This window comes from Bradyrhizobium sp. CCBAU 53351, assembly GCF_015291745.1.
Classification (GTDB): Bacteria; Pseudomonadota; Alphaproteobacteria; order Rhizobiales; family Xanthobacteraceae; genus Bradyrhizobium.
Genome location: NZ_CP030059.1, coordinates 1,078,454 through 1,098,132 on the forward strand (window position 1 = coordinate 1,078,454; position 19,679 = coordinate 1,098,132).

Consider the following 19,679-nt stretch of genomic DNA (forward strand, 5'->3'; position numbering starts at 1 on the left):
CCTCGATCTCGCCGAAAGTCACATTCTAATCCAAGCCGATTTGTGCTTGCATCCCGCACGCATCATCCTGAAAGGGGACAAAAAAGTGAAACATTTCCGTAGCATTGGGCTCGCGCTCGCCGCGACTTTCGCTGTCAGCCAGGCTGGGGCCCAGGAGCTGACCGGCACGCTGAAGAACATCAAGGACACGGGCGCCATCACGCTCGGCTTCCGCGACTCCTCGATCCCGTTCTCCTATCTGGATGACAACCAGAAGCCCGTCGGGTTCGCGATGGACATCTGCTACAAGATCGTCGACGCCGTGAAGAAGGAGCTCAAGCTCGACAAGCTCGAGGTCAAGCTCAACCCGGTGACCTCCGCGACCCGCATCCCGCTGATGGCCAACGGCACCATCGATCTCGAATGCGGTTCGACCACCAACAACGCCGAGCGCCAGAAGCAGGTCGCCTTCACCAACACCCACTATCTGACCGCCAGCCGCTACGTCTTCAAGAAGTCGAGCGGCCTGAAGTCGATCGACGACCTCAAGGGCAAGACGGTGGTCTCGACCGCGGGCACCACCAACATCAAGCAGCTCACCGAGGCCAACGTCGAGAAGAAGCTCAGCGCCAACATCATCCCGGCCAAGGATCACGCCGAGGCCTTCCTGATGGTCGAGACCGACCGCGCGGTCGCCTTCGTCATGGACGACATTTTGCTCGCGAGCCTCGTCGCCGGCTCGAAGTCGCCGGGCGACTACGAGATCTCCAAGGATGCGTTCTCCAAGCCGGAGCCCTACGGCATCATGCTGCGCAAGGACGACGCGGCCTTCAAGAAGGTCGTCGATGCCGCGACCGCGGCGCTCTACACCTCCGGCGAGGCGCAGAAGATCTACGACAAGTGGTTCACGCAGAAGATCCCGCCGAAGGGGCTGAATCTCAACACCCCGATCTCGGCCGAGCTGAAGAACGAGTTCGCCAAGCCGACGGATTCGCCCAATCCGGACGACTACAAGTAAGATAAAACCTCGATCTTTCGATCGGGATCATGTCCGGCCACTCTTGACACAGGGGTGGCCGGACATTTGCATAGGCGCCGGGACATCCATAACTGGCGCGTTCGCGCGGGGCACTCATCACGGGCTTGATCGTCGGGGTGATGCGCACGCTGCTGTCGAAAGGCGCCAACTGGTTCGGCTTCTGTTACGTCGAATTCTTCCGCAACATGCCGCTGCTGGTGCTTGCAAGGGGAGCCTACTTCCATCCCAAGCACAACATGTCCCTCTGCGCCGTTGATACCGAAACCGACATCGCCGCTGCGCTCGAGGCCGCGGAGCACGGCCTTGCAACGGTGGCGGCGCTTTGAGAGGTCGGCCGTCAGCTGATGCTGTTCAATGCACGGCCGATGGCAGCAAAGATATCGGCGATCTGTTCCTTGGTGATGATCAGGGGGCGGCGCGCAGCGACCGGTACCTCTGTTGGGCGCGCTCCTTTGATACAACGTTCATAATCAGGTCGTCATTTGAAAGGCCCTCGGGCGATCTCTACGGACAAGTCCCCGGCGCCGGCGTGCGCTTGAGCGCGCGGCCGCTGGCCGCCGTCGTCAGTTGGCCGTCCTGGATCGTCGGCGCGCCGTTGACCAATAGCGTGTGCACGCCGACGGTCAGCTCGCGCGGGCGCACATAGTCCGCCTTCGGCGCGTAGCGGGCCGGGTCGAACACCACGACATCGGCGAAATAGTCCGGCCGCAGATAGCCGCGGCGGTCGAGCTTGAAGATGTCGGCCGACAGCCCGGTGGACTGACGGATGAACGTCTTCAAATCGATGACCTGGCGCTCCCTGACGTAGACGGCGTATTTGCGCGGAAAGGTGGCGAATTGCCGGGGATGGCCGTCGGTGCCGTCGGAGCCGGTGACGACCCATGGCTGCTTCATCACGAGGTCGACATCGCTGTCGATCATGTTGAAGGAAGCGATCGAGTCGCGCGGGTTGGCGCGCAGGATGCGCACCGCGGCGTCGACGGGCTCGACCTTCCACGCCTCGGCCATTTCCGACAGCCGCTTTCCCGTCCATTCCCGATCGACGCTGGTCAGCAGGATCGAGTCCGCGCCGCCGCGGCGTCGCAAATTCTCCATCATCTCGTCGCGGATTTTCGCCATCTGTGCCGCATCGTCGAAACGTTTGATCATCGCCGCATAGCCGCCATCGACCGCCCAGCGCGGCACCAGCGCCGCATCGAGGCTCGTGCTCGACGCCAGCCACGGATATTGATCCGCCGTCACCTTCTGGCCCGCCGCGCGCGCCGCCTCGATCAGGCGGATCACTTCCGGCACTTGGCCCTGCAGGTCGACGCCGAGCGCCTTCAGATGCGCAAAATGCACCGGCATCTCCGCCTCACGGCCAATCTGGAGCACCTCCTTCGCGGAATTCATCAGACCAATGGAATATGAGCTCTCGTCGCGCTGGTGGGTGTCGTAGATGCCGCCGCGGCGCGCGGCTTCCTTCGCCACCGCCACCACTTCCTCGGTCCTGGCAAAACTCTGCGGAGCGTAGAACAGCCCGGCGGAAAGGCCGATGGCGCCTTCGCACATCGCTTGGGCAACCAGCGCCTTCATGCGTTCCAGTTCATCAGGCGAAGGCGCGCGGGCATCATGGCCCAGCACCGCCTCGCGGACCGCACCGAAACCGACATAGCTGACGATGTTGGTGCCGACCTTTTGCGCCTCGAGCTCGGCCTGATCGGCCGCGACGTTGGGCGTACCCCTGCCGTCGACGCCGATGAAGATGGTCGAAACGCCCTGCATGAGCCATGGCGCATTCAGCCGCTTGGCCGCATCGCCCGATCGGATATAGCTTTCGGGATGGGTGTGGACGTCGATGAACCCGGGCGCGACGATCATGCCCTGTGCGTCGATGCTGGCCTTTGCCGCCGGCGCGCCGGCATGCGGGCCGACATAGACGATCCTGTCGCCGCTCACCGCGACGTCGCCGACGAACGGAGCCTCGTCGGCGCCGGTGTAGATCGTCCCTCCGCTGATGATGAGATCGGCCGTGCCGGCGGCGATGGCAGGGGCAGTTGGGACGAGACCAAAGCAAATGGCGGCAAGAAGGGCAGGCAGGCATTTCATCTGAAAAGTCTCCGTCATGCGAGCAGCAGGCTAGTTCGCGTTCTCCCGGCCATCCAATGCAAGCTTTGCATTGGAGGCGCATCTCCCGGGCACCCAAAAAGCTCTTCCTCGCCAACAAAGCCGACCCTTGCGCTCATGGCGGACCTGTTCTGGGATCTCGGCGAGAAAGGGAAACGTACCTGATAGAACCGTCACGCCGCGCGCCGCACCGCAAACGCGCCGGCTTCAATCGCCGCCGGCCTGCCGTCGATCAGGTCAGCGGTGAGGCGGGCGCTGCCGCAGGCCAGCGTCCAGCCGAGCATGCCGTGGCCCGAATTGATGAACAGCCCGGAGAGCGGCGACCACCCGATGATCGGCCGGCTATCGGGCGTCATTGGGCGTAGCCCGCACCATGGCTCGACGTCGCCGTCAGTCGCCATCCCCAGCATTTTCGCCGCCGCGCGGCGCAGGATGTCGAGACGGCCCGGATCAAGGCTTGCATCGTTGCCGTCGAGATCGGCAATCCCGGCAATCCGGATCGCCGTGCCTTCGTCGCGCGCGAGCGGCGCGAACACCAGCTTGCGTTCGAAGTCGGTGACGCTGTGGCGAAGCGCGCTGACTTCGCCCGCGGGCTGCAGCGTGATGCTGTAGCCCTTGACCGGGTAGATCGGCAGGTAAAATCCGCAAGCTCTTGCAAAGGCGCTCGAGGATGCTCCCATGCAGAGAACGAAGCGGTCGGCTTGCACGCGTCCCTTAGCGGTGTCCACACCAACAAGACGGCCGCCGGACCGGACCGGTCCGGTCACAGGCGTGTCGAGCAGCCACTCGACATTGTTTCGCTGTGTCAGGCGGTCGGCAAGCGCGGCGCAGAACGCGGCGCAATCGCCGACCTGTTCGGAGGCGGTGAAAATGCCGCCGGCGAGTTCGCGTGCTCCGAGCTTGAGCGCGGGCTCCAGTGCGAGGCACTCGGCCGGTGTGAGCACCTGCTGCGCATTGTCAGCGCCGGCCTTGCCGGTGACGGCGCTTCGTGCGGCGTCGAATTCGCTGGGCGAACGGAACAGCACCAGCTTGCCGGCGGTTCGCAATCCAAACGCGAGATCGAGCGTCTGCGACAGGCGTGTCAATTCGTCCCGGCTGATGGCGGCAAGCGCGAGCTGCGCGGCAACGGTGTCGCGCACGGCGGCCGAGCGGCAGGCGAGCAGGAAGCGAACGCCCCAGGATATCAGATGCGGATCGAGGCCGGGGCGAATACGCATCGGCGAGTCTCTGGCGACCAGCAGCGAGGGCAGCTTCAACAGTGTCGCAGGCGATGCCAGCGGGGTCACGAAGGCATAGGACAGCTGGCCGCCGTTGGCGGCGCTGGCGTCGGCGCCGGTCTCGGCATGGCGGTCGACGATGATCACGTCATGTCCGGCCTCGCTGAGGCACCATGCCGTCGTCAGTCCGATGACGCCGGCGCCGAGGACACAGATTTTCATGTAAGGACTCATTCTGGACTGTCGCCCGATGCGGCAACAGAGCCGATCGGGACGAGGAGTGGCGTTGCGGCCGCCAACCTAGGGCGGCCTGATCGCCCCCGGCGATGCCATGTCTGCATCATGCAAAACTTGCATGATGGGCCCCGCCGTAGCACGCTGGAGCAGTCGGGCGGCATCGGGCGAATGCTGATCGGCGCATGAAAGGCTGGGATTTGAAGGGGATTGGGCGGGAATCGGCGTCGGAAGGGCCTGATGCAAAGCTTGCATTGGTCGGGCCATATGCCGCTTCGCTAGGTTGCGCGCCATGGGGCAACCAATACCGTGGCAGCAAGCATGGCCGGTCGACGCGCGCCGTTCTGCGCCGTCGGGAGCTGGGTATCGCGGGGAACCTGCCGCAGCGTCCGGCATCAAGACAGGTCGCGTGATGGAACTGCGCTGGCTGCAGGATTTTCTGATGGTGGCCGAGACCGGCAACTTCACCCGTGCGGCCGAGCGGCGCAACACGTCGCAGGCGGCGTTCAGCCGCCGCATCAAGTCGCTGGAGGCCTGGCTCGGCTTCGATCTGATCGATCGCAGCGTCTATCCGACGCAATTGACGCCGCAAGGCGAGCGCTTTCGCGAGCATGCCGGGGAATTGCTGCGGCAGATGCTAGACAGCCGCGACGAGCTTGGCGGCAAGCCGCTGCGCTCGCATGAGCACATCAGGATCGCACTGCCGTTCGCCATGGCGACGGCGCAGCTGCCGCAGTGGTGGCAAGCCTGGTCCGCCGAGCGGCGCATGAGCTGTTCGGTCGTGGTCGGCAACATCCATGATCTCGTCACCTCGCTGGTGTCGGGCAACGCGGACCTGATGATCTGCTATCACCACGCTCAGCAGCCAATCCATCTCGATCCGGATCGCTACGAGCGCGTGAGCCTCGGCACCGAGTATTTGCGGCCCTATGTCAGCGAGGCGCTGGCCGCCAAGGGAGGCATATCGCTGCCGGGCAAGGCGTCGCATCCGGTGCCGCTGCTGATGTATTCGCCCGGTGTCTATTTCGCGCGCCTGGTCGATCTCATCCTGGAGAATGCCCCGATCACCGGCCAGCGGGTGATCGAAAGCGACATGTCCGATGTGCTATGCGAGATGGCGCTGGCCGGACGCGGCGTCGCCTGGCTTACGGAAGGTACCGCCGCGGCGCATGGCCACAAGGGATTGGCGGCCATCGGGGGCAACAAGTGGGCGTTGCCGCTATCTTTAGTCGCATTCAAGGACCGGACGAATAGCCAGCGATCGCTAAATCTCTTTTGGTCCGAACTGCGCAGGAATAATGCGGCCCATGCCGCAGACGGGCGTACGGGGAAGGTTGCGAAAGGACCGGTCAAATCGCCTGCCAGGCCTTCGAGATCGAGTCGCTGAAGTATCGTCAGTCAATAACCAAAAGAGGGAGAATTTCGTGAAATACCGTCGGATCAGCTTCTGTCTGCTTGCTGGCGCGTTGTCCGCCGGGCCGGCGATGGCCCAGGAACTCACGGGAACGCTGAAGAACATCAAGGACACGGGCGCCATCACGCTGGGCTTCCGCGACTCCTCGATCCCGTTCTCCTATCTGGATGACAACCAGAAGCCCGTCGGGTTCGCGATGGACATCTGCTACAAGATCGTCGACGCCGTGACGAAGGAGCTCAAGCTCGACAAGCTCGAGGTCAAGCTCAACCCGGTGACCTCCGCGACCCGCATCCCGCTGATGGCCAACGGCACCATCGATCTCGAATGCGGCTCGACCACCAACAATGCCGAGCGCCAGAAGCAGGTTGCCTTCACCAACACCCACTTCCTGACCGCCAGCCGCTACGTCTTCAAGAAGTCGAGCGGCCTGAAGTCGATCGACGACCTCAAGGGCAAGACGGTGGTCTCGACCGCCGGCACCACCAATATCAAGCAGCTCACCGAAGCCAACGTTGCCAAGGGCCTCGGCGCCAATATCATCCCGGCCAAGGATCACGCCGAAGCCTTCCTGATGGTCGAGACCGACCGCGCGGTCGCCTTCGTCATGGACGACATTTTGCTCGCGAGCCTCGTCGCCGGCTCGAAGTCGCCGGGCGACTACGAGATCTCCAAGGATGCGTTCTCCAAGCCGGAGCCCTACGGCATCATGCTGCGCAAGGACGACGCAGCCTTCAAGAAGGTGGTCGATGCCGCGACTGCGGCGCTCTACACCTCCGGCGAGGCGCAGAAGATCTACGACAAGTGGTTCACGCAGAAGATCCCGCCGAAGGGGCTGAATCTCAACACCCCGATCTCGGCCGAGCTGAAGAACGAGTTCGCCAAGCCCTTGGACTCGCCGAACCCGGACGACTATAAGTAAGATAACTTCGATCTTTCGATAGGAATCATGTCCGGCCACTCTTGACACAGGGGTGGCCGGACATTTGCATAGGCGCCGGGACATCCATAACTGGCGCGTTCGCGCGGGGGACACGTGAACTATAACTGGAACTGGGGAATCTTTTTCCAGCCGAACCCGATGGGCACCGGCACCTATCTCGACATGCTCTTGTCGGGCCTGGTGCTGACCCTCAAGACCGCGGCGCTGGCCTGGATCATCGCGCTGATCACCGGCTCGCTCGTCGGCGTGATGCGCACGCTGCCGTCGAAGGGGGCGAACTGGTTCGGCTTCGCCTACGTCGAATTCTTCCGCAACATGCCGCTGCTGGTGCAGCTTTTCCTGTGGTTCTTCGTGCTGCCGGAATTGTTGCCAAAAGGCGCCGGCACCTGGCTGAAGCAGCTGCCGAACGCGCCGTTCTGGACGGCGGCGATCGGCATCGGCTTCTTCATGTCGGCGCGCGTCGCCGTGCAGCTGCAGGCCGGCATCGGTTCACTGCCGCGCGGGCAGAAGATGGCGGCAACGGCGCTGGGCCTGACCACCGCGCAGGGCTATCGCTACGTGCTGCTGCCGATGGCGTTCCGCATCATCCTGCCGCCGCTGACCTCCGAGTTTCTCAACACCATCAAGAACACGGCGGTCGCCATCACCATCGGTCTGCTCGAGCTGACCGGACAGGCGCGCTCGATGCAGGAATTCTCGTTCCAGGTGTTCGAGGCCTTCACCGCCGCGACGATCCTCTATCTCCTCGTCAATGCCGTTGTCGTGACCGCGATGCGCTTCCTCGAGCGCTGGGTCGCGATCCCCGGCTACATCACGGGGAAATAAGCGATGTTCGCCAATCTCGATTTCGACGTCATCCGCCGCGCGCTGCCTTACCTGTTCTACGAGGGCATGACGTTCACGCTGACGCTGACGGGCCTCGCGGCCCTCGGCGGCCTTATCTTCGGCACGGCGCTCGCCCTGATGCGGCTCTCCGGCTTCAAGATCCTTGGCCGCATCGCCGGGGTCTATGTCGACTTCATGCGCTCGCTGCCGCTGGTGCTGGTGATCTTCTGGTTCTACTTCCTGGTGCCCTATATCGGGCAGTGGGTGACCGGCGCCTCGCGTCCGATCAGCGTCGGCGCGTTCGCGTCCTCGCTCATCACCTTCATCATGTTCGAGGCGGCGTACTTCTCCGAAATCATGCGCGCCGGCATCCAGTCGATCTCGCGCGGCCAGCCGTCCGCGGCCAGTGCGCTCGGACTGACCTACGCCCAGACCATGCGCTACGTCGTGCTGCCGCAGGCGTTTCGCAACATGCTGCCGGTGCTGATCACGCAGACCATCGTGCTGTTCCAGGACACTTCGCTGGTTTACGTCCTGTCGATCACGGACTTCCTGGGTGCGGCGAGCAAGGTGGCCCAGCGCGACGGGCGCCTCGTCGAAATGTACCTGTTCGCAGCCGTGGTCTACTTCACCATTTCCTGTATCGCGTCCTTCGGCGTCCGCCGCCTGCAGGCGCGCATCGCCATCATTCGCTAGGGCTCCCCGCTCATGATCGAAATCAGCCACGTCAACAAATGGTACACGCCGAGCTTCCAGGTGCTGACCGACTGCACGACCAGCGTCACCAAGGGCGAGGTCGTCGTGGTCTGCGGCCCCTCGGGCTCGGGCAAGTCGACCTTGATCAAATGCGTCAATGCGCTCGAGCCGTTCCAGAGCGGCGACATCAGCGTCGACGGCACCAAGGTCAATGATCCCAAGACCAATCTGCCGAAGCTGCGCTCGCGCGTCGGCATGGTGTTCCAGCATTTCGAGTTGTTCCCGCACCTCAAGATCATCGACAATCTCTGCCTCGCGCAGGAGAAGGTGTTGAACCGGTCGCGCGACAAGGCGATGGCGAAAGGCATGCAGCTGCTGGAGCGCGTTGGCCTCAAGGAGCAGGCGCAAAAGTTTCCCGCGAACCTGTCAGGCGGCCAGCAGCAGCGTGTTGCGATCGCCCGTGCGCTCGCCATGGATCCGATCGTCATGCTGTTCGACGAGCCGACCTCGGCGCTCGACCCGGAAATGGTCAGCGAGGTGCTTGACGTCATGGTGGACCTCGCTCATGAGGGCATGACCATGATGGTCGTCACCCACGAGATGGGCTTTGCCCGCAAGGTGGCCAATCGCGTGATCTTCATGGACCGCGGCGAGATTGTCGAGGACGCGGCAAAGGAAGACTTTTTCGGCAAGCCGCGCAGCGACCGCGCGCAGAAGTTCTTGTCGAAGATCCTGTCGCACTGACCGGTCGTCGTCCCGGGGCGCGCGAAGCGCGAACCCGGGATCCATCAGGCCGCGTACGCCGAGCGAAATGGATTCTCAGTTGCGCAATTGCGCACCATAGCTCGTTGCTTCGCAACGCCCGGAAAGACGAATAGAGGGTGATCCGTCCTTCTAACTGGCGTATAAGCGCGCCAATTCCCCATTTCAGTCCCCAGGAGACCTGCCTTGGACCCGCTCGCCTACGTCAACGGCTCATTCGTCCCGCTCTCGGATGCCAAGATCTCGGTCCTCGATCGCGGCTTCCTGTTCGCCGACGGCATCTATGAGGTCTCGGCCGTGCTCGACGGCAAGCTGGTCGACAACGCCTCGCATCTGGCCCGCCTGGAGCGCTCGGTCGGCGAGATCAAGCTTAAGCTGCCGGAGACGGTCGAGCGCATCACCGAGCTGCAGAAGGAGCTGATCGCGCGCAACAAGCTCGTGAACGGTCTCGTCTATCTCCAGGTGACGCGCGGCGCCGACAAGGGCCGCGACTTTCCGTTTCCCAAGGCCGACGTCAAGTCGAGCCTCGTGATGTTCACCTCGGAGAAGGACATCATCAACGCCGCCGCGGCGACGACGGGTATCAACGTCATCACGGTGCCGGACATCCGCTGGGAGCGCCGCGACATCAAGAGCGTGGCGCTGCTCGCGCAAGTGCTGGCAAAGCAGGCCGCCGCCGAGGCCGGCGCCGGCGAGGCCTGGATGCTGGAGGATGGATACGTCACCGAGGGCGGTTCGTCCTCGGCGTTCATCCTCACCAAGGACGACGTCATCGTGACCCGCAAAAACTCCAACGCGATCCTGCCGGGCTGCACCCGCAAGGCCGTGGTGGCGCTCGCCGAAGAGCGCCAGCTCCGCGTCGAGGAACGTTCCTTCACCGTCGCCGAGGCACTCGCCGCCAAGGAGGCCTTTGCCACCTCGGCGTCACTGTTCGTCCAGCCGGTGGTTGCGATCGACGGCAAGACAATCGGCGACGGCAAGCCGGGCCCGATGGCCACGCGCCTGCGCGAGATCTACGTGGAGTTCGCCAAGGCGACGGCGGTTTAGGCCGCATAGGCAGCTATCGTAGGGTGAGCAAAGCGAAGCGTGCCCACGCATTCTTGCGACCATGAAAAGATGGTGGGCATGGCGCAAGTGCGCCTTTGCCCACCTTACGGCACCTTCGCTGGGGCCTACGCTACCGACGCCTTCACCTTCACCGGATGAACCGCGCGGAACGCGATCGCGATCCTGTTCCAGGCGTTGATGGCGCCGATCAGCATGGTCAGGTTCACCGTCTCCTCCTCGGAGAACTGCGCGCGGACCTGCTCGTAGACATCATCGGGCGCGTGGGTCTGCGAGATCAACGTCACCGCGTCAGTCCAGGCCAGCGCCGCGCGCTCGCGGTCGGAATAGAGCGGAGATTCGCGCCAGGCATCGAGCAGGTAGATGCGCTGCTCGGTCTCGCCGCGCTTGCGGGCATCCTCGGTGTGCATGTTGATGCAGAAGGCGCAGCCGTTGATCTGCGACGCCCGGATCTTGACCAGCTCGATCAGTGATTTCTCGAGACCGGTCGACTGGATCTGCTCTTCCAGTGCCATCAGCGCCTTCATCGTGTCAGGGGCGGCCTGATAGAAACTCATGCGGGGCTTCATGGTCGTTCTCCTTGCTGGTTGGGTTGACGTCAGTGGGCGCCGCCGGCCGAGGTCTGGCCGGGCTTCTTCAGGAAAAGGACGGCAACCAAGGCCACGATCAGCGCCATGCCGAGTAGATAGAAAGTGTCGCTGAAGGCGAGGATGTAAGCCTGCTTCTGCACGGTATGTCCGATCGCGACATAGGCGCGATGCGCGGCGTCCGCACGGTCGAGGATGCCGTGATTGACGAAATATTGCGTCAATTGTTCCAGTCGCGTCCGCGTCGCCTGCTCGAACACCGACACCGATTGCGTCAACACGTTGGAGTGATATTGCTCGCGCTTGGTCAGCACCGTTTGCAGCAGCGCGATGCCGACGGCGCCGCCGAGATTGCGCATCATGTTGAACAGTCCGGAGGCCGAGCCTGCGTTCTCCGGCTCGATGCCCGCGGTTGCGACCGCCGACAGCGGTGCCATCACCAGCGCCTGGCCGATCGCGCGGACGACATTGGGCCACAGCAGCTGGTCGGCGGCATAGTCGCTGGTCATAGTGATGTTCATGAAGTTCGAGCCTGCGAACAGCACGAAGCCGATTCCGATCACGAGCCGCGCATCGAATTTCTGCATCAGGCGCGGCACCAGCGGGATCAGCACCAGTTGCGGCAGTCCGGTCCATGCCAGCACCATACCGATCTGCTCGGCGTTGTAGCCCTGGATGCGCGCCAGATATTGCGGCAGGATGAACACCGAGCCGTACAGCGCAATGCCCAGCAGGAAGTTCGCGAGCATGCCGAAGCCGAAATTGCGGCGGACCAGCAGGCGCAGGTTGAGCAGCGGCTTCTTCACCGTCAGCTCGATGACCAGGAAGGCGGTCAGTGCGGCGGCCGCGATCACTGAGAGCTTGACGATGAAAGGTGAGCCGAACCAGTCGTCCTTGTTGCCTTCCTCCAGCACGGTCTGCAATGCCGACAGCCCGATCGCCATGGTGATGATGCCGGCCCAGTCGCCCTCCGCGAGCAGCGACAGCTTCATCGGTTTGGCCTCGAGCGCGTACCAGAGCATGCCGACCATGACCGCACCGGGGACGAGGTTGACGTAGAAGATGTACTCCCAGCCGAAATTCTCGGTGAGATAGCCGCCGATGGTCGGGCCGATCGCGGGGGCGAACGTCGCGGACAGCGCGAACAGCGCCAAGCCCACCGGCTGTTTGGCGCGCGGCAGCAGCGTGATGATCAGCGTGAATGCCATCGGGATCAGAACGCCGCCGGTGAATCCCTGCACGGCACGCAGCACGATCATCTGCGACAGATCCTGTGCCAGCGCGCAGGCCGCCGACAGGAGGAGGAACAGGATCGCGTTGGTGAGAAGATAGATCCGGATCGAGAACACCTGCGCCAGCCAGCCGGACAGCGGGATCACCACGATCTCGGCGATCAGATAGGAGGTCGAGATCCAGCCGCCGTCGTCGATGCCGGCGCCGATCGCGCCCTGGATGTCCGCGAGCGAGGCATTGACGATCTGGATGTTCAGCACCGCCATGAAGGCGCCGAGCGTGGCGCCGATCACCGCGATCCAGGTTCTTGCGGACACCGCCGGCGCGGCGGGCGCAGCGGGCGCAGCGGGGGCGGAGAGGCCCGCAGCGGCGTCGACGGTCGGTTGCAGCGTGCTCATGGCTTCAGCCCCCGTGCGCGCGGGAGGTGTTGTCGGCGAGGCGTTTGGCCGTCTCGCGTGCGGCCAGCACGGCCTGCTTGGTGTCCACGGTCGGCACCGCCGACATGCCCGGGCGCAGCAGGCCGGCGAGACTGTGGTCGTCGAGCACGATCTTCACGGGGACGCGCTGCACGATCTTGGTGAAATTGCCGGTGGCGTTGTCAGGCGGCAGCAGCGCGAATTCGAGCCCGCTTGCCGGCGACAGGCTGTCGACATGACCACGCAGGGTCTTGTCGCGGAAGCTGTCGATGTGCAGTTCGACCGGCTGTCCCGGCCGCACATGCGTGAGCTGGGTCTCCTTGAAGTTCGCGATGACATAGACCGCGTCGAGCGGCACCACCGCCATCAATTGCGTGCCGGCCTGGACGTATTGCCCAACTCGCAAGCTCCGGGCGCCGACCGTGCCGTCAACCGGCGCGTTGATCTCGGTGTAGGACAGGTTCAGCGCCGCCTGCTGCGCGACCGCGCGGGCCCGCGCGAGCTGAGCGGTGGCCTGCGCGCGCTGGGTGGTGAGCACGTCGATCTTGCGCTGTGCGGCCAGAAGGCCGAATTTCGCGTGCTGCGCTTGCGCGCTGCTGGCGCGCAGCGCCGCGTCGGTCTGCTGCGCACGCTGGATCGTGCCGGAGCCGGACTTCATCAGGTCGTCGTAGCGGGCGCGCTCCTCCTGCGCGAATTTCAGATTGGCGTCGGCAGCAGTGACATCGGCCGTGCTCTGCTCGATGACCGGTTGCTGCAGTTCGAGCTGGGCATCGATGTTGCGCACCGTGGCTTCGGCGGCAGCGACGTCGGCCTTGGCCTGGTCAAGCGCGGTCCTGAAGTCGCGGTCGTCGATCCTGGCCAGCGTCTGGCCCGCCCTGACCCTCTCGTTGTCGGCGACGAGCACCTTGGTGATGTAGCCGGAGACCTTCGGCGCGATGATCGTCGAATCCGCCTTCACATAGGCGTCGTCGGTGGATTCCAGGTAGCGGCCGGTATTCAGGTAGTCGTAGCCATAGTCGCCGGCGACCGCGATGCCGATCGCCAGCGCCAGGCCGATCGCCGCTCGCCTGAGTGCCTGACGGGACGGGCGCAGGCTGATTTTTTCATTGGTTTCAGGGGCATAAGAAGCGTTCGACATGGCATCCTCGGATTTCCCGGACGCCCGTCTGAACGGTGCGCCGCTGGTATCTGCAAGATGCGCTGTCCCGTTCGTTGTGATAATCTCTGAATTTATGGAAGCATTATCCAGCAGGAACGGATAATCGGAGCCATGGATCGCTTCACCGGCCTTACTGCGTTCGTCCAAGTGGTTGAAAACGGCGGCTTTTCCGCCGCCGCCCGCCGGCTCAACATGTCGACGACCATGGTGAGCAACCACGTGCAGGCGCTGGAGGACCGGCTCGGCGTGCGCCTGCTCAACCGCACCACGCGGAAGGTGAGCCTCACCGAGATCGGCAAGGCCTATTACGACCGCTCGACCCAGATCCTGGCCGATCTCGAGCAAGCCGACGATATCGCGAGCGAATTGCAGTCGGTGCCCCGCGGCACGTTGCGCGTCCACGTCGCCACACACATGGTGCCGTTCGTCGCGCCTGTCGTGGCGAAGCTCCTGTCGGCCTATCCGGAGCTCAAGATCGATCTGCGCATGGGCGAAGCCGAAATCGACCTCATCGAGGAAGGCTATGACGTTGCCCTGCGCATGACCTCGCCGCCGGATTCGAGCCTGATCGTCCGCAGCCTCGCCACCTGGCGCCACGTGCTGTGCTGCTCGCACGATTATCTCGAACGGCATGGTCGCGTGCAGAAGCTCGATGAGCTCAGCGCGCACAATTGCGGCCGTCATCTGAACTACCCGTTTGGCGACGACTGGCGCTTCCTTGATCGCAAGGGCACGCCGGCATCGGTGCGCGTTTCCGGCAGTTTCATCACCAACAGCGGCGAAGCGTTGCGGAAGGTGGCGCTGGAAGGCGCTGCGGTCTGCCTGATGGCCGGCTTTCTCGTTCGGGACGATCTCGAAGCCGGTCACCTCGTTCGGCTCTTGCCCGAATATCGGCCGGTCGAGATGTCGATGAACGCGGTCTATCCGCACCGCCATCATCTGTCGGCGAAGGTCAGGACCTTCATCGACATGCTCGTGCAGCACAGTGCCGAGCAACAGAAGCTGATCAATCCGTATTCCTGAGGCCGCTCACCGGCGACGCCTTGTCGCTGGGAAGTGAGTTGACATCGCCAAGGCTTCTGGAAAAATACAACTTAAGATATGAGTGATCTATTTTGGACCGAGTTGGCTCGGCCCGATCCTGTTTCTTCGATGTGATGTTTTGCACACGCCGGCTTTCCGGCTCTGCTTCTCAAGCTCTGCTTTGTTCGGCGCATCGACAGGCGGCAAGCCGATCGGCGTTCGATTGCGTGAGCTTCGCAGGGGTTGGCGGCATCAGATTGCGGTGAAGCCGGACCTGGCCACATCTGAACCGGCAAACGTTGATCGGAGGCTTCAATGACCCTCGCCAGGACGGGATGGATTGCGACTTTGCTGCTCGGACTCGTGGCGGCGGGCGGCATGCAGCCTGCTCTTGCTGCGGCCGACGATGCGTGGCCGGTCACGAAGAGACTGCTCGGCGAGGACGGCGGCAAGTCCAAGGATGTCAGCGGCATCGCCTGCACGACCACGGAAGGGTTTCCCCGGTCATGCCTCGTCATCGACGACAATCTCCAGGACGCCCAGTTCATCGAATTGACCGACGGCGAGCTTGTGGCCCGCAGCCCGGTCAAATTGATCGACAACACGTTCGATGGCAAAGCACTCGAACTCGACGGCGAGGGCGTCGCCTTCTCCAAAGGGGAATATGAGTACTTTTACGTCATCGGCTCGCATGGGCATCCGCGGGACAAGAAGCACAAGCTCGATCCCAAGGCAGATGCCGCCAAGATTCAGGCGAAGATCGCCGCAAACAGCCAGATCGTCCGGTTTCGCACGACGGGAGCAGACGGCAATGTGTCGAGCCTCGAGCGTACGCCGCGGCTACGAGACGTGATCGCAAGCGATCCGGCTCTCCGCCCGTTCATGGACATGCGGCTGGAGACGAACGGGCTGACGATCGAAGGCGTGGCGATCAAGGACGACCGGACGCTGCTGGCCGGGTTTCGGGGCCCCGTGCTGAATGGCAAATGCGCCGTCGTTCTGTCGGTCGAACTGACTTCGTTGTTTGGCAAAGGAAATAGCACGGACCATCGCCTGTACCGGCTGCCGCTCGGCGACGGTCGTGGCGTGCGCGATCTCGCATCATTCGGGGACCGCATTCTTGTCTTGGCGGGTCCCGTTGCCGACGGACCCGGAGCCTATTCCGTTTATGCGTGGGACGGCACGTCGGAGTCCGTCGAGCTGCTCAAGGACTTGCCGTTCGATCCGGAGCGAAAGCCGGAGGCGCTTCTGCCGCTGGACAACACGTCATCCGGATTGCGTGTCCTGATCATGTTCGACGGTGACAAGGAAGGCGCGCCCACCCCGATCGAAATATCGGGATCGGGCCCGCGATCTTCATCCTGTCCAGCCAGCTGAAGCCGCGCCCCTTCGGACTTAGAGGCTGAGGCCTCGCCGGTCGCGTCAAGCAGTGGCACGCATCCTCGCCGGTGACGGCGTGTGGAGTTTGCCAAACAGCCGCTCGACCTCCGTCTTCGTCGTCCCGATCGCGCTGTCCTTGACCGGGCCATAACCGCGGATCTCCATCGGCGCCTTTGCAATGGCGACGAGATCCGGAAGACATGCCGCATCGAGCTCGGCGAGCATCCGTTTGATCAGATTTTCATACCACGCGATTAGCTCGCGCTCGGTACGCCGCTCCGCCGTATAGCCGAACGGATCGAAGGGCGTTCCGCGCAGCCCCTTCAAGCGCGCGAGCATGGCGAGCGGCATCTGGATCCACTGGCCGAACGCTCGTTTGCGCGGACGTCCACGTGCGTCGCGCTTCGAGGGGAGGAATGGCGGGGCGAGGTGATATTGCACGCTGAAGCCGTCCTCGAATTCACGCTTGAGCTCATCGAGGAAGCCGCTTTGCATGTGCAGCCGTGCCACCTCGTATTCGTCCTTGTAGGCCATCAGCTTGAACAGCGCGCGGGCGACGGCCTCGGTCAGGGCTTTGCTGTTCAGGGCAGCCTCGGCGCTGCGAACGCCGGCGATGGTCGTTCGGTAGCGTTCTGCGTAGGCGCTGTCCTGATAGGCGGTGAGAAAGTCGACGCGGCGTTCGATGATCTGGTCGAGCGTCTCGACCTCAGGCTGTTCGCTCGCCTTCGGCAGGAAGTCGGGATCGGAAGCGGCAATCCGGCCCCAGGCAAAGGCCTGCTTGTTGCGCTCGACCGCGACGCCGTTGAGCTCGATCGCGCGCAGCAGCGCCTGCAATGAAATCGGGACCAGGCCGCGCTGCCAGGCAAAGCCGAGCATGATGATATTGGCATAGACGGCATCGCCGAGCAGCCGTTCGGCCAGCGCGTTGGCATTGATCGTGCCGAGATTGTGCTCGCCGATGACCCGGCCAATCGCGCGCAGGCGGGCGGCGGAGGCGGGATCTGCGTCGCGGAAGCGGACCACGTCGCCGGTCGGCATCTCCGCGGTGTTGATCGCGGCGCGTGTGCCGCGGCGGTAGGTGCCCGATGCCTTTGGCGAAGAGCTGACGACGAGATCGCAGCCGATCAGCGCATCGGCCGCGCCCTGGTCGATGCGCACCTGGTGCAGGGCCTCGGGACTTGGTGCGAGGCGGATATAGCTCAGCACGGGCCCGAACTTCTGCGCAAAGCCGGTGAAGTCCAGCACCGAGACGCCACGGCGTTCGAGATGTGCGGCCATGCCGATCAGTGCGCCGACGGTGATCACGCCGGTACCGCCGACCCCGGTCACGAGCAGGTCGTAGGGACGGTCGAGCGTTGCGGTCGCGGGCAGGGGAAGCGTGGCGGCGTGGCCGACCGCGTCGATCTGGCTCGCAACCTTCTTCCGGCGCGTCGCGCCTTCGGCAGTCACAAAACTCGGGCAGAAGCCGTTGAGGCAGGAAAAATCCTTGTTGCAGGACGACAGGTTGATCTGCCGCTTTCGGCCGAACAGCGTCTCCTTCGGCTCGACGCTCAGGCAGTTGGATTCCACCGAGCAGTCGCCGCAGCCCTCGCAGACGAGATCATTGATAAAGGCGAAGCGCTTGGGGTCGGCCATCTCGCCACGCTTGCGCCGGCGCCGCTTCTCGGTGGCGCAGGTCTGTTGATAGATCAGCACCGAGACGCCGGGAATACCGCGCAGCTCGCGCTGCACGGCGTCCATCTCCTCGCGCGGATGGATGGTGACGCCGGATGGCAGGTCGGCGGGCGCGAACTGTGCGGGATCGTCCGACACCAGCGCGATGCGCGTCACGCCTTCGGCGCGAACGCTGTGCGCGATCGCATGCACGCTGACGGGACCGTCGACCGGCTGGCCGCCGGTCATCGCGACGGCATCGTTGAACAGGATCTTGTAGGTGATGTTGGCCTTGGCCGCGATTGCCTGCCGGATCGCCATCGAGCCGGAATGGTAGTAGGTGCCTTCGCCGAGGTTCTGGAAGATGTGCTTGCGGCCGGTGAATCGCGACGACGCCGCCCAGTTCACGCCTTCACCGCCCATCTGGATCAGCGACGAGGTCTCGCGGTCCATCCAGCTCGCCATGAAATGGCAGCCGATGCCGGCCAGCGCCTTCGATCCCTCGGGCACCTTCGTCGATGTGTTGTGCGGGCAACCCGAGCAGAAATACGGCGTGCGCGTCGTGCCGGGGACGTTGATGGTGCGCGCCGCCTCCGGCATCAGGGCGGCGGCGCGTGCGGCAAGATTGAGGCCCGGAAACATCGGGTCGAGCCGGCGCGCCAGGACGCCCGCCAGTGCGCGCGGCGACAATTCCCCGATCCAGGAGATCAGCCTGGCCCCGGTTTCGTCGTGCTTGCCGACCATGCGCTCGGGCTTGCTGCCGGGATAATCGTAGAAATATTCCTTGAACTGGCTCTCGATGATGCCGCGCTTCTCCTCGACCACCAAAATCTCGCGCTTGCCCTTCACGAAGGCCATGGCGTCATGCAGCGCCAGCGGCCACACCATGCCGACCTTGTAGATGTCGATGCCGATGCTGCGGCAGGCGGCTTCATCGAGGCCCATCAGCCGCAGCGCTTCCATCAGGTCGAGATGCGCCTTGCCCGTGGTGACGATGCCGTAGGTCGCATCCGGAATGTCGTAGATGTGGCGGTCGATCGGATTGGCCTTTGCGAAGGCGTAGACCGCGTGCTTCTTCGCCTCCAGCCGCTCCTCGATCTGCGGGCCCGGCAAATCGGGCCAGCGGTAGTGCAGTCCATCAGGCGGCGGCGTGAAGTCAGGCGTGCGGAAGGCGCGCGGCGGGCGCAGCGCGACGGATGCGCCTGATTCCACGATCTCCGAGATCGCCTTGAAGCCGACCCACATGCCGGAGAAACGGCTCAGCGCGTAACCATACTCGCCGAACGCGAGATACTCGCTGACGCTGGCCGGATGCAGCGTCGGCATGAACCAGCTCATGAAGGCGACGTCGGATTGGTGCGGCATCGAGGAGGAGACGCAGCCGTGGTCGTCGCCGGCGACCACCAGCACGCCGCCATGCGGCGAGGAGCCGTAGGCATTGCCGTGTTTCAGTGCATCGCCGGAACGATCGACGCCGGGGCCCTTGCCGTACCAGAGTCCGAACACGCCATCGACCTCGCGGTCGCCCTGCGTCTCGACCTGCTGCGAGCCGAGCACCGCGGTCGCGGCCAGGTCCTCGTTCACGGCGGGGAGGAATTCGATGCGGTTCCTCTTGAGACGCTCCTGGATCCGCCACAGCTCGAGATCGACGCCGCCGAGCGGCGAGCCGCGATAGCCGGAGATGAAGCCGGCGGTGTTGAGCCCCGCGGCACGGTCGCGCCTGATCTGGTCGAGCGCGATGCGGACGATGCCCTGCGTGCCCGTGAGGAAGACGCGGCCCTCTTCGCGGTCGTAGCGGTCGGAAAGCTCATAGGTGTCGAGTGACGGAATGGCGTCCATGGCAGACCTCGCGCGGCACCCTGCCGAATGGTGGAAGGGTATGCCCGGGGCACTGGTAGTTCTTACCTATTTTCTCGCACGAAAGCCGATCTCTGGTAGAATTTCGCGC

The 19,679-nt window shown here is 63.9% G+C and carries 15 protein-coding genes and 1 pseudogene; 10 read left to right on the top strand and 6 right to left on the bottom strand.

Features of this window, described 5'->3' with window-relative positions:
- The first annotated feature begins 85 nt into the window (after positions 1-85).
- Together XH83_RS05150 and XH83_RS05155 are read left to right on the top strand one after the other, a co-directional pair.
- Positions 86-997 (top strand): amino acid ABC transporter substrate-binding protein, encoded by a 912-nt coding sequence (locus tag XH83_RS05150; RefSeq protein WP_194405972.1) that lies wholly within the window; start codon positions 86-88, stop codon positions 995-997.
- A 110-nt stretch (positions 998-1,107) separates the two neighbouring features.
- A pseudogene (locus tag XH83_RS05155) lies at positions 1,108-1,218 on the top strand (amino acid ABC transporter permease); the annotation flags it as partial.
- 304 nt (positions 1,219-1,522) lie between these two features.
- Here the strand turns inward: XH83_RS05155 and XH83_RS05165 are convergent.
- Positions 1,523-3,106: an amidohydrolase family protein gene (locus XH83_RS05165; protein WP_194405973.1), complete on the bottom strand. Its 1,584-nt coding sequence runs from the start codon at positions 3,104-3,106 to the stop codon at positions 1,523-1,525.
- 191 nt (positions 3,107-3,297) lie between these two features.
- Positions 3,298-4,563, bottom strand: a complete 1,266-nt coding sequence (locus XH83_RS05170; protein WP_194405974.1) for a D-amino acid dehydrogenase — start codon at positions 4,561-4,563, stop codon at positions 3,298-3,300.
- Positions 4,564-4,987: 424 nt separating this feature from the next.
- On the opposite strand from XH83_RS05170, the gene XH83_RS05175 reads away from it, so the two are divergent.
- The 6 genes from XH83_RS05175 to XH83_RS05200 all read left to right on the top strand — a co-directional run bounded on the left by XH83_RS05175 (position 4,988) and on the right by XH83_RS05200 (position 10,262).
- Entirely contained in the window at positions 4,988-5,962 is a 975-nt protein-coding gene (locus XH83_RS05175; RefSeq protein WP_194408174.1) for a LysR family transcriptional regulator, read from the top strand.
- Positions 5,963-6,059: 97 nt separating this feature from the next.
- Complete coding sequence (locus XH83_RS05180) at positions 6,060-6,911, top strand: amino acid ABC transporter substrate-binding protein (protein WP_194408175.1); 852 nt, start codon at positions 6,060-6,062, stop codon at positions 6,909-6,911.
- 114 nt (positions 6,912-7,025) lie between these two features.
- Complete coding sequence (locus tag XH83_RS05185) at positions 7,026-7,757, top strand: amino acid ABC transporter permease (protein ID WP_194405975.1); 732 nt, start codon at positions 7,026-7,028, stop codon at positions 7,755-7,757.
- Positions 7,758-7,760: 3 nt separating this feature from the next.
- Complete coding sequence (locus XH83_RS05190) at positions 7,761-8,453, top strand: amino acid ABC transporter permease (protein WP_194405976.1); 693 nt, start codon at positions 7,761-7,763, stop codon at positions 8,451-8,453.
- Between the two features lie 12 nt (positions 8,454-8,465).
- On the top strand, positions 8,466-9,197 hold the full coding sequence (locus XH83_RS05195; RefSeq protein ID WP_135166113.1) for an amino acid ABC transporter ATP-binding protein: 732 nt from the start codon (positions 8,466-8,468) through the stop codon (positions 9,195-9,197).
- A gap of 204 nt (positions 9,198-9,401) precedes the next feature.
- A complete protein-coding gene (locus tag XH83_RS05200; RefSeq protein ID WP_194405977.1) occupies positions 9,402-10,262 on the top strand; it encodes a D-amino-acid transaminase in 861 nt (286 codons plus the stop codon).
- 125 nt (positions 10,263-10,387) lie between these two features.
- Here the strand turns inward: XH83_RS05200 and XH83_RS05205 are convergent, their stop codons facing one another.
- From XH83_RS05205 to XH83_RS05215, 3 genes are read right to left on the bottom strand one after another with little or no spacing between them, the layout of a single operon-like run.
- Entirely contained in the window at positions 10,388-10,849 is a 462-nt protein-coding gene (locus tag XH83_RS05205) for a carboxymuconolactone decarboxylase family protein (RefSeq protein ID WP_194405978.1), read from the bottom strand.
- Positions 10,850-10,878: 29 nt separating this feature from the next.
- Positions 10,879-12,498, bottom strand: a complete 1,620-nt coding sequence (locus XH83_RS05210; protein WP_194405979.1) for an MDR family MFS transporter — start codon at positions 12,496-12,498, stop codon at positions 10,879-10,881.
- A gap of 4 nt (positions 12,499-12,502) precedes the next feature.
- Positions 12,503-13,654 carry an HlyD family secretion protein gene (locus XH83_RS05215; protein ID WP_194405980.1) on the bottom strand — a complete coding sequence of 384 codons (1,152 nt, stop codon included), beginning with the start codon at positions 13,652-13,654 and terminating at the stop codon, positions 12,503-12,505.
- Between the two features lie 132 nt (positions 13,655-13,786).
- On the opposite strand from XH83_RS05215, the gene XH83_RS05220 reads away from it, so the two are divergent.
- Positions 13,787-14,698 (top strand): LysR family transcriptional regulator, encoded by a 912-nt coding sequence (locus tag XH83_RS05220; RefSeq protein WP_194405981.1) that lies wholly within the window; start codon positions 13,787-13,789, stop codon positions 14,696-14,698.
- Positions 14,699-15,061: 363 nt separating this feature from the next.
- On the top strand, positions 15,062-16,075 hold the full coding sequence (locus tag XH83_RS05225) for a DUF3616 domain-containing protein (protein WP_194405982.1): 1,014 nt from the start codon (positions 15,062-15,064) through the stop codon (positions 16,073-16,075).
- A gap of 45 nt (positions 16,076-16,120) precedes the next feature.
- On the opposite strand, the gene XH83_RS05230 is transcribed toward XH83_RS05225, so the two are convergent.
- Positions 16,121-19,570, bottom strand: a complete 3,450-nt coding sequence (locus tag XH83_RS05230; RefSeq protein ID WP_194405983.1) for an indolepyruvate ferredoxin oxidoreductase family protein — start codon at positions 19,568-19,570, stop codon at positions 16,121-16,123.
- Positions 19,571-19,679 lie beyond the last annotated feature (109 nt).